An 11,818-nucleotide genomic window follows, 5' to 3' on the forward strand; every position below is an offset into this window, starting at 1 on the left:
CGATATAAGAGTGTATGCTGGGCAAACTTAATGGTTTTTTTGCCGCACCGGGCCTCTGGGACGGAAAAAGCGACATTTGTGATCACACAGAAAAATCGTGTGATCACAAAATTGGCTTTTCTGACTGAATTATCCGCTTCTTACAGATCGACATACCCGATTCTCTTGATCCGATCACGCCTTTGCGGGCGATTGTTGTGGCGTGAACCGTTCAGAAGACGCGCGCGGTCGGGTGGTCCGGATTTCCCGACTTTCTGTGATGCGGGGCTGGACCGGGCTATCTTTGGCCACATTTTTTCGTCGCGGAACAGAAGTGATCCGGTCCATTGCAGGATCGCGATAAGGTTGTTGCGTTTCAACGGGTCAGCACGGTCTGGCCGGATTGGATGCCGACGGTCTCAGTCAGACCTTCGTCCGAACGATCCCTTGAAATGGGAACCTTGTCTTTGCCGACCGCGTTCAAACCACATCAAGTTTTCGCGAATACGGAGTATCATCATGTCGTCAGACTCTTCCTCGTCCGAGAAGAAAATGTTGGGATTGGGCGTTCTCGCCGCAGTCGGAATCCTGCTTGCCGTGTATTTCGGCGTTACGAAAAACCGTGTCGAAGACAACCTGACGCGAGAAGTGAGCGAGGCTCAGGCGTCGTTGTCGGAACAAACCGAACTGAACGGCACCGTAGAAGAGCTGCGGACACGGATCGGCGAATTGGAGCCCGAGGCCGAGCAATTGACCGGTCAGCGTGATGAGTTGCAGGCGCAGGTCGATACGCTTGGCAACGACGTGTCCGATGCCGAGGCCCGAAGAGCCGACCTCGAGTCGGAAATTTCGTCCGCGCAGGACACGCTGGAAGGGCTTCGCGAGGAAGCGACCCCTTTGCAGGAAACGATAGACACGTTCGACGCGCGCAGCGCAGAGCTTGAACAGCAGATCACGGATCACACGACAGAATTGCAGGACGTCACCGCGCGTCTTGAAGAGGCACGGCAGAACGAAGCCGATGTCCGCGAGACGCTGGCGCAGTTGAACGAGGAAAGCGCGACGGTTGCCGAGCAGATGGCACAGGCGCAGGACGACATTCAAAGCCTGTCCGACCGAAAGGCCGAAACGGAGGCGGCGCTGGCCGAAATGGAAACACAGGTCGGCGATCTCGAGAGCCAGCGTGCAGAGTTGCAATCCACAGTCGAACGCCTGTCCACGCGTGGCGAAGCCCTGCAAGAGGACGTTGCGAGTGCCGAAGAGCAGCGAAGCAACATTCAGGACGTGCTGACGCAGTTGACCCAACAGGTCGAGGATCGCGGCGCGCGGTTGAGCGAGATCGAGGAGGGTATCCTGTCCGAGATCACCGCAGAGGGTGAGACGGACGCGCAATCCACCTCGGAAGAAGCCGGGACATCGGGCGAATCCTCGGACGCGGCTGAGTCGGAACAGAGCGGCGAGAGCGCGGGATCGGAGTCGGAAGAAGGATCAGATGCCGGGGCTGAGGAAAACGCACAAGCGGCACAGTCGCGGACGACCTCGAGCGATGAGGAGTCAGACTCCGATACGTCTGCCAATGAGAACGAAGCGGCGGATCAGTCCACGTCTGAATCACAAAATGGTTCCGGTGATGGTGCGCCGTCGAGCGCGATGCAGGACGAAAGTTCGGCAGAGGAAAGTTCTGCGAATGACGGTACAGGTTCGCCCTCCGGCAGCGATGGCGCTCAGTCGGGTGACGACACCTCCGATTCGTCCTCGGACGGTAGTGGCGAAAGCGAAGAGGGCGCTTCCGAAGGCGCGTCGCAGGGCGCACAATCCGGCCAGGAGAGCGAGTCCGCAACCCCCGAAGATGGTGCAAACTCCTCTGACAGCGGGAACGACACCTCGGATGAGTCGCAAAGCGATGGCGAGACCAGCCCCGACTCGGAAGAGCAAGATGAGGAACTGGTCGACGAAGAGACGTGAGCCGTCTCAAACAAAAAACGCCCCGAGGAAGACCTCGGGGCGTTTTTCCATGTCTCGGAACCAGGCTCAGGAGAGGCTGTCGTCGATGCCCTTGCAGGCCTCGACAAGGCCTTTCACGGCGCTGACGGAATTGTCGAACATCACTTGCTCGTCTTTCGCCAGCTTGATGTCCACGACCTTTTCGATGCCGCCCGCGCCGATCACGGTCGGGACGCCGACATAAAAGCCGTTCAGGCCGAATTCGCCGTCGCAATAAGCGGCGCAGGGCAGAAGGCGTTTCTGGTCCTTGAGATAACTTTCCGCCATTTCGATGGCCGATGTGGCGGGCGCATAAAAGGCCGAACCGGTTTTCAGCAGGCCAACGATCTCTGCACCACCGTCGCGGGTGCGCTGAACGATCGCGTCAAGCTTGTCCTGCGTGGTCCAACCCATCTTGACCAGGTCGGGCAGGGGGATACCGGCAACGGTCGAATAGCGTGTGAGCGGCACCATCGTGTCGCCATGACCACCAAGCACAAAGGCGGTGACGTCTTTCATCGAGACATCGAATTCGAGCGACAGGAAGTGACGGAAGCGGGCAGAGTCGAGAACGCCTGCCATGCCGCAGACCTTGTTGGTCGGCAGTCCCGAGAATTTCTGAAGCGCCCAGACCATCGCGTCGAGCGGGTTGGTGATGCAGATGACAAAGGCATTCGGTGCGTTGGCGGCGATGCCTTCGCCGACGGATTTCATCACCTTGAGGTTGATGCCCAGAAGGTCATCGCGGCTCATGCCCGGCTTGCGCGGCACACCGGCGGTGACGATGCAGACATCTGCGCCGGCGATGTCGGCGTAGTCCTGCGTGCCTTTCAGCTTGGCGTCGAACCCTTCGGACGGGCCGGATTCGGCGATGTCGAGAGCCTTGCCCTCGGGGGTGCCTTCAGCGATGTCGAAAAGCACGACGTCGCCCAGTTCTTTGAGTGCCACGAGGTGGGCAAGGGTGCCACCGATCTGTCCCGCGCCGATAAGGGCAATCTTGGGTCTGGCCATGGAATTTGTCTCCGGTCCGTATTGAATTTGCGTCGTGCTAGTCCGACTGGCACCGTTTCGCAAGTGCGGCGAGGACGCACGTCCACGCTGGTGGATTGGGGACGGGCCGGATATGTCGATGATATCCCGTAGGAAAGTGGGGCTGGAATGGACGTTCTGAGCTGGACAGTTTTTGCCATTGGCGTGCCTGCAGTGCTGTTTGCAGGTGTGTCCAAGGGCGGGTTCGGGTCAGGTGCAGCCTTTGCCAGCGCATCGATTCTGGCGCTGGTGGTCGAACCGGCGATAGCGCTGGGGGTCATGTTGCCGCTGCTCATGCTGATAGATGTGGTGAGCCTTCCTCCCTACTGGAAAAAGTGGAGCTGGCCGGAAACGCGGCTTTTGCTGTGGGGCGGTGTGCCCGGGACATTCCTGGGCGCGCTGATCTTTGGTTGGGCGAATGACGATGTGATCCGGTTGTTGATCGGCGGAATCTCGGTCGCGTTCGTCGTCTGGCAATTGGTGCAGGCGGCGGGGTGGTTGGAGATCGGGGAACGACCGATGTCACCGACGGCAGGTGTGTCCGCAGGCGTCGCGCTGGGCTTTACGAGCTTCGTCAGCCATGCAGGCGGGCCGGTGGCGGCGGTGTATCTGCTGGGTCGAAGGCTGAGCAAGACCGCGTTTCAGGCGACGACCGTGATCGTTTTCTGGGCGATGAACGTGCTGAAGGCGGGGATTTACGCCGCGATGGGCTTTTTCACGCTGGAGACGCTCAGCCTCAATCTTGCGCTGGCGCCGTTTGCGGTTCTGGGGACGTATCTGGGCGTTCGGGCGCATCACGTTGTGCCCGAACGGGTGTTCTTTGGTTTGACCTATGTGTTGCTGATGGTTACGGGATCAAAACTGATCTGGGACGCGCTGACCTAGGCATCCTCGGCCGGGGTCGGCAGGGTTTCGGCCAGCGCCTCGAACGCCTGACCGCTGGCGACAAGGCAGGTCAGACCGGCGGCGTTGGTGACGGCGATCGTCCATGTGCCGGTTGCGGTGGAAGCGAACACCTCGACCATCGTGTTGTTCTGCGCGAGGCCGATGGATTGGCGGGTTTCGCCATAGGCGCTGGCCAGACGTTCGATCACTAGGTTGCGGTCGGCGCAGTTCTGTTGTGCCTGGGTCAGTGTCGATGACGCGATCAGTGCGCCCGTGGCCAGGATTGTCATGGTCCAGAAGTTCTGTTTCATCGCCTTACCCCTTTTCGGCTGTGATGCGGCAGAGCGTCCGATCCGGGGGTTGTGAAATGGTTAACGCGGCGTGCGGAATGCGGGTGCAGCACTTTTTTCTGCGGTGCAGCAGATTGCCCCTTGCAGTTTTCGGAAAAGAATGTAGCTCTCTGGCGCAACATTATTACCAAGACTTGCTCAGGAGACCGCCATGGACATGCGCAGCCGCCCCTATCGCTCGGTTCTATACATTCCGGGATCGAAGGATCGGGCGCTGGACAAGGCGCGGACGCTGCCGGTCGATGCAATCATTTTTGATCTCGAAGACGCGGTGACAGCGGATGAAAAGGATGCGGCACGCGCGACCTTGACTGCTGCGCTTGGCGCTGGCGGGTATGGCGCGCGGGTGCGGATCGTGCGGATCAACGGACTGGACACCGACTGGGGCCGCGCCGATGCAGAAGCGGTGGCGCAAATGGACTGCGATGCGGTTCTGTTGCCCAAGGTCGAGACCGCCGCGCAATTGGACGCGCTGGCCGAGATCACACGCGATCTGCCGATCTGGGCGATGATGGAAACACCGCGCGGCATGCTGAATGCCGCCGAGATTGCCGCACATCCGAAGATGGCCGGTATGGTCATGGGCACCAATGATCTGGCCAAGGACTTGCAGACCCGGTTCCGCGCAGATCGCGTACCGCTGCTGACCTCTCTGTCGATGTGCCTCTTGGCGGCCAAGGCCGAGGGGCTGGTGATCGTGGATGGTGTGTATAACGCGTTCAAGGATGACGAGGGGCTGAAGGCGGAATGTAGCCAAGGGCGCGATATGGGCTTTGACGGAAAGACCGTGATTCATCCGGCACAGATTGACATCGCCAATGTGGCCTTTGCCCCGGATGACGACGAAATCGACCTTGCCCGACGCCAGATCGCCGCCTTTGAAGAGGCGGAAGCGGCTGGGCAAGGGGTGGCCGTGGTCGATGGAAAGATCGTCGAAAACCTTCACGTTGCAACGGCGCGTGAAATACTGGCAAAAGCAGAGGCAATCGAAACCATCCAAGCGGGGTAAGCCATGATGGGTCTTCTTGTTCTCGGACTGCTGATTTGGGTTGGGGCCCATATCTTCAAGCGTGTCGCGCCCGAGCAGCGCGCGGCGATGGGCGACAAAGGCAAGGGTGTGGTGGCCGTTGCCCTTTTCATCAGCCTTGGACTGATGATCTGGGGCTATCGCGGGGCAGAGTTCATCCCGGTCTGGTATCCGCCGAGTTTCATGGTGCACATCAACAACCTGCTGATGTTGATTGCGATCTTTGTCTTCGGCATGAGTGCGACCACGGGCCGTTTGCGTGGCAAGATGCGGCATCCGCAGCTGATCTCGGTCAAGATCTGGGCGGTGGCGCACCTCCTGGTAAATGGTGATCTGGCGTCGATCGTCCTGTTCGGTGGTCTGCTTGCCTGGGCGGTGCTTGAGGTGATCCTGATCAACCGCGCGGTTCCGGTCTGGGATCGTCCGCAGCCGGGCGAGGCAAAGAAGGACGTCGTTCTTGTCATCATAACGGTGGTGATGTTCGTGGCGATAACGGCCATTCACGCGTGGCTTGGCGTTTGGCCGTTTCCTGGGTAAGCCATGAAGATCTATCGACTTTTGACCGAAGACGACACGTCGGCCTTTTGCCACAAGGTGTCACTGGCCCTGAGCAAGGGGTGGGAGCTTTATGGCGATCCTACCTATGCCTTCGATCACGCCAATGGCGTCATGCGCTGTGGGCAGGCCGTCACCAAAGAGATCGACACACCCTACAGCCCGGAGATGAAGCTTGGCCAACAGTGACACTCTACCGCGGAACGCGCACGCAGGTGCGACGAAGGACATGCCCATGACCAAGACCAATGCAGGCCGTTTTTTCGAAGACTATTCGATCGGGCAGGTGATCCGCCATGCGGTGCCGCGCACAGTCAAGATGGGAGAGCGGGCGCTGTATCATGCGCTCTACCCGGCGCGGCATGCGCTCTATTCCTCGGACCAGTTTGCACAGGATTGCGGTTTGCCGTTCAGCCCGTTGGACGACATGATCGCGTTTCATGTGATCTTTGGCAAAACGGTTCCGGATGTGTCGCTGAACGCGGTCGCGAATCTGGGATATGCCGAAGGGCGGTGGGTGACGCCTGTCTGGCCGGGGGACACGCTTCGGTCGGAATCCGAGGTGATCGGGCTGAAGCAGAATTCCAACGGCAAGACAGGTGTCGTCTGGGTGCGGACACGCGGGCTGAACCAGCATGATGAGTTGGTGATGGAATATGTGCGCTGGGTGATGGTGCGCAAACGCAACGCCGATGCGCCTGCACCGGAAACGGTTGTGCCAGAGCTGAAACCAGTGCTTTCGGTGGATGATCTGGTCATTCCGAAAGGGCTCGATTTCACCAACTACAACTTTGAATTGGCTGGAGAGCCGCACTGTTGGGGTGATTACGAGGTTGGGGAAAAGATTGACCACGTCGACGGTGTGACCATCGAGGAAGCCGAGCACATGATGGCGACCCGGCTTTGGCAGAACACCGCCAAGGTGCATTTCGACGCCACGTTCCGGCCTGACGGTCAGCGGTTGATCTATGGCGGGCACGTCATTTCGATGGCGCGGGCACTGTCGTTCAATGGATTGGCGAATGCGCAGATGATTGTCGGGCTGAACGCCGGGGCGCATGCGAACCCCTGTTTCAGCGGAAACACCGTGCGGGCCTGGTCCGAAGTTCTGGACAAGGCCGAGACCGATGCGCCGGGTGTGGGGGCGGTGCGGTTGCGCTTGGTGGCGACCAAGGCCGCAGGTGCGATGGACCTGAAAGGCGAGGACGGAAAGTACCTGCCGCATGTCCTGCTTGATCTGGATTACTGGGCTTTGATGCCTGTCTGACATGCCGTTCCCAAGTTCAGGCCCGCGTTCAGGCTTGGATTTCAGGTATTTGCCGGTATTCTGGCCTGAGTTACGGGGGATGTCGCGATGTTGATCAGCCTTGGCCTGTATTCCATTGCCGTGGTGGGTGTGTTTCTGGTTGCCCGGAAATATGGGCTGTCTGCAGCCCCTCTCGAATATCATAAGTCCATCATTGAGCGGGACGGGGCTGTGTCTGAAGGGACGCAGCGGGTGATTGAAGCACTGTATCGAGTCTGGGCGGCCAGTCTGGCGGGCTTTGGTCTTTGCCTCTTGGGTCTGATCTTGGGTGCTGCCGCAGGTGGTGCGGCCTGGCCACATGTCGTCATACTTGTGGCAACGTTTGCCATGGCGATTCCAAGCATCGTCGTTCCGCGCCGTGTTGAGAAGGACACATCTGTCAAGACACCGTGGCGATTGGCGCTGGCGCTACTCGTTGCTGTTGTTCTTGGGTTCGTCGCATGGCTTTTCGGGTATTGATCGACAAAATGTGCGCCCCCGACTTTGCGTGTTTTTTTGGGTATCGGGTGTCGGATCCTGAAGGCGCTCGGGGTCGGGGTTGCGATCGAGAATAGTGGTTCGGCATCCCATTGACTTGTGGTCACAAGCGGGCAATCCGGTTCCGCGCCGTCGGGCGCGCGGTGTGGTGCTGCCGGAAATTCACTTTGGAAATAGCGGATTTGAGTTGGTTTTCCGATTTGTGATCACGAGATTTACTCGTGTGATCACAAAAAGAAAGAAATCTGGCCGGTTGCGCCAAAAAACCGCGCCTATTAACCCTAGGGCCGCGTGACACCGCTTTGAAAACCAATAAAACGGTGTTCAGGAACCGGAAAGGACTCAGATCATGGCTGACGTCAATCGGGGCAATCGACCCCTGTCACCACACCTGCAAGTTTATCGCCCTCAGCTTACGTCGATCACCTCGATCCTGACCAGGATTACGGGCAATGCGCTTATTGTCGCTGCCTTGATGATTGTCTGGTGGTTGCTGGCGGCATCGACGGGGCCGGAGTATTTTGCGTTCGCGAATGGCTTTGTGACAAGCTGGTTCGGTGACATCGTGATGTTCCTGTCGCTTTGGGCGCTTTGGTATCACACGCTTGCGGGTGTCCGGCACCTGATCTGGGACAATGCCAAGATGCTGGAACTTGACCGGGCTGAAATGCTGGGTTGGGCGGTCATCATCGGGTCCGCTGTCCTGACCATCTTCTCTGTCATTGTTCTTTGGTGAGGCGCGCAACATGGCTTTCTTGACTGACCGCAAACGCGCCATTGGCTGGGGTGCTGCAAAATCCGGGACCGAGCATTTCTGGGCGATGAAGAAATCGTCCGTGGCGCTTTTGGTGCTGATCCCGTTCTTCGTGTTTACCTTCGGCGGTATCCTCGGATCGTCCTTTGAAGAGGTGCAGGCCTATTACGCACGCCCCTTCCCGGCGATTATCGCGGCGCTGACCCTGATCGTGGGCTTCAAGCATTTCAATGACGGTTTCCAGGTGATGGTCGAAGACTACGTCCACGGTATCTGGGGAAAAATACTCATCCTTGGCATGACCTGCATCAGCTACGGCGCGGCCGCCGTTGGCGTCTTCGCAATCGCCAAAATGGCCTTTTGAGACATCGGAGCTAAACAGACTATGGCTGCATACGAATACGAGACGCATGAATATGACGTCGTGGTCGTCGGCGCGGGCGGCGCAGGTTTGCGCGCCACGCTTGGCATGGCAGAACAGGGCTTGCGCACCGCGTGTGTGACCAAGGTGTTCCCGACACGGTCGCACACGGTTGCGGCACAGGGCGGCATCGCGGCGTCACTGAGCAACATGGGCCCGGACCATTGGCAGTGGCACATGTACGACACCGTCAAGGGGTCGGACTGGCTGGGTGATACGGACGCGATGGAGTATCTGGCGCGTGAAGCGCCCAAAGCGGTTTACGAGCTTGAGCATTACGGCGTGCCGTTTTCGCGCACCGAGGAAGGCAAGATTTACCAGCGTCCGTTTGGCGGCCACACCACCGAATTTGGTGAAGGCCCGCCCGTTCAGCGCACCTGTGCCGCCGCCGACCGGACCGGCCACGCGATCCTGCACACGCTTTATGGGCAGTCGCTCAAGAACAATGCCGAGTTTTATGTCGAGTATTTCGCCATCGACCTGATCATGTCTGACGATGGCGTCTGCACCGGGGTCATCTGCTGGAAACTGGATGATGGAACGATGCATGTCTTCAACGCCAAGATGGTGGTGTTGGCGACGGGTGGTTATGGCCGCGCGTATTTCAGCGCGACCTCGGCCCATACCTGCACCGGCGACGGTGGCGGCATGGTGGCGCGGGCGGGTCTTCCGCTTCAGGACATGGAGTTTGTCCAGTTCCACCCGACGGGCATCTACGGCTCTGGCTGTTTGATCACCGAGGGCGCGCGCGGTGAGGGGGGCTATCTGACCAACTCCGAAGGTGAGCGGTTCATGGAGCGTTATGCGCCCAACTATAAAGACCTCGCGCCGCGCGACTATGTCAGCCGGTCCATGACCATGGAAATCCGTGAAGGTCGTGGTGTGGGTGCAGAGGGAGATCACATTCACCTGAACCTGTCGCACCTGCCGAAAGAAGCTTTGGCTGAACGTCTGCCGGGCATTTCGGAAAGCGCCAAGATTTTTGCCGGTGTCGACGTGACCAAGGAACCGATCCCGGTCATTCCCACCGTGCATTACAACATGGGCGGCATCCCGACGAACTACTGGGGCGAGGTGCTGAACCCGACCAAGAAAGACCCGAACGCCATTGTTCCCGGACTTATGGCCGTGGGCGAAGCGGGCTGTGCGTCGGTGCATGGTGCGAACCGTCTGGGGTCGAACTCGCTCATCGACCTTGTGGTCTTTGGCCGGGCCGCTGCGATCCGTGCGGGCAAGGTTGTAGACCCGGAAAGCGCGGTTCCCGCGACCAATACCGCGTCCGTGGACAAGGCGTTTGATCGCTTCGACGGGCTGCGCAATGCGTCCGGAACAATCCCGACGGCCGATCTGCGGCTTGAGATGCAAAAGACCATGCAGGCGGATGCGGCGGTGTTCCGCACTGCCAAGACGATGAAAGAGGGTCTGGACAAGATGATCGTCATTGCAGGCAAGCTGGACGATCTGCATGTCACCGACCGGAGTCTGATCTGGAACAGCGACCTGATGGAGACTCTGGAACTGACCAACCTTATGCCCAACGCGCTGGCGACGATTGCCGGGGCCGAGGCGCGCACGGAAAGCCGCGGCGCGCATGCGCACGAGGATTATACCACGCGCGACGACGAAAACTGGCGTGTCCACACCATCGCGCGGGTCGAGGGAAACAAGACCAAACTGAGCTATCGTCCTGTGGTGAAAGATCCTTTGTCGACCGAAGCAGAGGGCGGGATTTCCCTTGAGAAGATCAAGCCGAAGGAACGGACGTTCTGATGAGACTTGTCCTATTGTCGCTTGCTCTTCTGGCTGGTTGCTCTGTGCAGCAACAGGACCAGATTGCGCGCGATGCGGCACGATCGGCGATCACACCCGTGCTGGTGGAGCGGTTCCCCGGTGTTCCGCTCGAGCCGACGCTGGACTGTGTCATCGACAATGCGAGCGCGGTGCAGATTCGCGCGCTGGCGCTTGATGGCGTGACCGGCCCCACACAAAGCACGGTGCAGATCGTGACGGATATCGTCTCGCAACCCGAGACACTGACTTGCCTGGCGGCCGAGGGCTTGCCAGCATTGCTTCGCTAAGGAGAGAGACATGGTTCAACTGACGCTCCCCAAGAATTCGACAATCCGCACGGGCAAGACCTGGCCCAAGCCCGAAGGCGCGACCAATGTCCGCAAGTTCAGCATCTATCGCTGGAACCCCGATGACGAAAAGAACCCGCAGGTCGACACGTATTTCGTCGACATGGACAAGTGCGGGCCGATGGTTCTGGACGCGCTGATCAAGATCAAGAACGAGATCGACCCAACGCTGACCTTCCGCCGCTCCTGCCGCGAGGGGATCTGTGGGTCTTGCGCCATGAACATCGACGGGATCAACACGCTGGCCTGTATTTACGGTCTGGACGAGATCAAGGGCGACGTGAAGATTTACCCGCTGCCACATATGCCGGTGGTCAAGGATTTGATCCCGGACCTGACGCATTTCTACGCACAGCACGCGTCGATCATGCCGTGGCTCGAGACCAAGACGAACCGCCCGGCGAAGGAGTGGCGACAGTCCATCGAGGACCGCAAGAAGCTTGATGGTCTATATGAATGCGTGATGTGCGCATCCTGTTCGGCGGCCTGTCCGTCGTACTGGTGGAATGGCGACCGCTATCTTGGACCGGCAGCGTTGCTGCACGCCTATCGCTGGATCATCGACAGCCGGGATGAAGCGACAGGCGAGCGGTTGGACGATCTGGAAGATCCGTTCAAGCTTTATCGCTGCCACACGATCATGAACTGCGCAAAGACGTGTCCAAAGGGGCTGAACCCGGCCAAGGCGATTGCCGAGATCAAGAAGTTGATGGTCGAACGGCACGTTTGATCCTTGCAGCGCGTCACACCACAGTCGGTATGACGCGCTGTAGCGTGCGGCGGTTATCAAATGCGCGCGATGTCATTTCGCCAAGGACGTGGCGTCTTTATTGCGATAAGCTAGCACTACTTTGGCAGATTTTCGCTGATCTGATATTCACCGGATTCACTGGGGACGTTTTGGGTGATTCATA

General features: G+C 59.1%; 14 protein-coding genes. 12 read left to right on the forward strand and 2 right to left on the reverse strand.

Going from position 1 to position 11,818, the window contains the following annotated elements:
• Window positions 1-498: 498 nt before the first annotated feature.
• Entirely contained in the window at window positions 499-1,944 is a 1,446-nt protein-coding gene (locus ACTIEN_RS20960; protein ID WP_439525094.1) for a hypothetical protein, read from the forward strand.
• Between the two features lie 66 nt (window positions 1,945-2,010).
• Here the strand turns inward: ACTIEN_RS20960 and mdh are convergent, their stop codons facing one another.
• On the reverse strand, window positions 2,011-2,973 hold the full coding sequence (mdh, locus tag ACTIEN_RS20965) for a malate dehydrogenase (protein ID WP_439525095.1): 963 nt from the start codon (window positions 2,971-2,973) through the stop codon (window positions 2,011-2,013).
• Window positions 2,974-3,120: 147 nt separating this feature from the next.
• Here mdh and ACTIEN_RS20970 point away from each other — a divergent pair, with 147 nt between their 5' ends.
• Window positions 3,121-3,876 carry a sulfite exporter TauE/SafE family protein gene (locus ACTIEN_RS20970; RefSeq protein ID WP_439525096.1) on the forward strand — a complete coding sequence of 252 codons (756 nt, stop codon included), beginning with the start codon at window positions 3,121-3,123 and terminating at the stop codon, window positions 3,874-3,876.
• Here ACTIEN_RS20970 and ACTIEN_RS20975 read toward each other — a convergent pair.
• Window positions 3,873-4,187: a hypothetical protein gene (locus tag ACTIEN_RS20975; protein ID WP_439525097.1), complete on the reverse strand. Its 315-nt coding sequence runs from the start codon at window positions 4,185-4,187 to the stop codon at window positions 3,873-3,875. The genes ACTIEN_RS20970 and ACTIEN_RS20975 overlap by 4 nt on opposite strands.
• A gap of 190 nt (window positions 4,188-4,377) precedes the next feature.
• On the opposite strand from ACTIEN_RS20975, the gene ACTIEN_RS20980 reads away from it, so the two are divergent.
• The 10 genes from ACTIEN_RS20980 (at window position 4,378) to ACTIEN_RS21025 (ending at window position 11,634) form a co-directional block, all read left to right on the forward strand.
• Window positions 4,378-5,235, forward strand: a complete 858-nt coding sequence (locus ACTIEN_RS20980; protein WP_439525098.1) for an HpcH/HpaI aldolase/citrate lyase family protein — start codon at window positions 4,378-4,380, stop codon at window positions 5,233-5,235.
• 6 nt (window positions 5,236-5,241) lie between these two features.
• Window positions 5,242-5,790, forward strand: coding sequence for an NnrU family protein (locus ACTIEN_RS20985; protein ID WP_439525107.1), 549 nt, complete (start codon window positions 5,242-5,244; stop codon window positions 5,788-5,790).
• A 3-nt stretch (window positions 5,791-5,793) separates the two neighbouring features.
• Window positions 5,794-5,997: a DUF1737 domain-containing protein gene (locus ACTIEN_RS20990; protein WP_439525099.1), complete on the forward strand. Its 204-nt coding sequence runs from the start codon at window positions 5,794-5,796 to the stop codon at window positions 5,995-5,997.
• A 46-nt stretch (window positions 5,998-6,043) separates the two neighbouring features.
• On the forward strand, window positions 6,044-7,075 hold the full coding sequence (locus ACTIEN_RS20995) for a MaoC family dehydratase (protein ID WP_439525100.1): 1,032 nt from the start codon (window positions 6,044-6,046) through the stop codon (window positions 7,073-7,075).
• An 87-nt stretch (window positions 7,076-7,162) separates the two neighbouring features.
• The gene (locus ACTIEN_RS21000) at window positions 7,163-7,573 is read left to right on the forward strand and encodes a hypothetical protein (RefSeq protein ID WP_439525101.1); all 411 of its coding nucleotides are present in this window, start codon (window positions 7,163-7,165) and stop codon (window positions 7,571-7,573) included.
• A 367-nt stretch (window positions 7,574-7,940) separates the two neighbouring features.
• The gene (sdhC, locus tag ACTIEN_RS21005; protein ID WP_439525102.1) at window positions 7,941-8,327 is read left to right on the forward strand and encodes a succinate dehydrogenase, cytochrome b556 subunit; all 387 of its coding nucleotides are present in this window, start codon (window positions 7,941-7,943) and stop codon (window positions 8,325-8,327) included.
• A 10-nt stretch (window positions 8,328-8,337) separates the two neighbouring features.
• Window positions 8,338-8,709, forward strand: coding sequence for a succinate dehydrogenase, hydrophobic membrane anchor protein (sdhD, locus tag ACTIEN_RS21010; protein ID WP_439525103.1), 372 nt, complete (start codon window positions 8,338-8,340; stop codon window positions 8,707-8,709).
• 21 nt (window positions 8,710-8,730) lie between these two features.
• Entirely contained in the window at window positions 8,731-10,536 is a 1,806-nt protein-coding gene (gene sdhA / locus ACTIEN_RS21015) for a succinate dehydrogenase flavoprotein subunit (RefSeq protein ID WP_439525104.1), read from the forward strand.
• Entirely contained in the window at window positions 10,536-10,844 is a 309-nt protein-coding gene (locus tag ACTIEN_RS21020) for a hypothetical protein (protein WP_439525105.1), read from the forward strand. The genes sdhA and ACTIEN_RS21020 overlap by 1 nt, the downstream gene beginning before the upstream one ends.
• A 10-nt stretch (window positions 10,845-10,854) precedes the next feature.
• Complete coding sequence (locus ACTIEN_RS21025) at window positions 10,855-11,634, forward strand: succinate dehydrogenase iron-sulfur subunit (RefSeq protein ID WP_439525106.1); 780 nt, start codon at window positions 10,855-10,857, stop codon at window positions 11,632-11,634.
• The last annotated feature ends 184 nt before the right edge of the window (window positions 11,635-11,818 follow it).

It is taken from the genome of Marivita sp., assembly GCF_051859345.1.
Taxonomy (GTDB): Bacteria; Pseudomonadota; Alphaproteobacteria; order Rhodobacterales; family Rhodobacteraceae; genus Marivita.

Bases quoted from the DNA above. Each gene is read 5' to 3' on its own strand.
- ACTIEN_RS20960 (WP_439525094.1), top strand. From the start codon at position 499: ATGTCGTCAGACTCTTCCTCGTCCGAGAAGAAAATGTTGGGATTGGGC.
- mdh (WP_439525095.1), bottom strand. From the start codon at position 2,973: ATGGCCAGACCCAAGATTGCCCTTATCGGCGCGGGACAGATCGGTGGC.
- ACTIEN_RS20970 (WP_439525096.1), top strand. From the start codon at position 3,121: ATGGACGTTCTGAGCTGGACAGTTTTTGCCATTGGCGTGCCTGCAGTG.
- ACTIEN_RS20975 (WP_439525097.1), bottom strand. From the start codon at position 4,187: ATGAAACAGAACTTCTGGACCATGACAATCCTGGCCACGGGCGCACTG.
- ACTIEN_RS20980 (WP_439525098.1), top strand. From the start codon at position 4,378: ATGGACATGCGCAGCCGCCCCTATCGCTCGGTTCTATACATTCCGGGA.
- ACTIEN_RS20985 (WP_439525107.1), top strand. From the start codon at position 5,242: ATGGGTCTTCTTGTTCTCGGACTGCTGATTTGGGTTGGGGCCCATATC.
- ACTIEN_RS20990 (WP_439525099.1), top strand. From the start codon at position 5,794: ATGAAGATCTATCGACTTTTGACCGAAGACGACACGTCGGCCTTTTGC.
- ACTIEN_RS20995 (WP_439525100.1), top strand. From the start codon at position 6,044: ATGACCAAGACCAATGCAGGCCGTTTTTTCGAAGACTATTCGATCGGG.
- ACTIEN_RS21000 (WP_439525101.1), top strand. From the start codon at position 7,163: ATGTTGATCAGCCTTGGCCTGTATTCCATTGCCGTGGTGGGTGTGTTT.
- sdhC (WP_439525102.1), top strand. From the start codon at position 7,941: ATGGCTGACGTCAATCGGGGCAATCGACCCCTGTCACCACACCTGCAA.
- sdhD (WP_439525103.1), top strand. From the start codon at position 8,338: ATGGCTTTCTTGACTGACCGCAAACGCGCCATTGGCTGGGGTGCTGCA.
- sdhA (WP_439525104.1), top strand. From the start codon at position 8,731: ATGGCTGCATACGAATACGAGACGCATGAATATGACGTCGTGGTCGTC.
- ACTIEN_RS21020 (WP_439525105.1), top strand. From the start codon at position 10,536: ATGAGACTTGTCCTATTGTCGCTTGCTCTTCTGGCTGGTTGCTCTGTG.
- ACTIEN_RS21025 (WP_439525106.1), top strand. From the start codon at position 10,855: ATGGTTCAACTGACGCTCCCCAAGAATTCGACAATCCGCACGGGCAAG.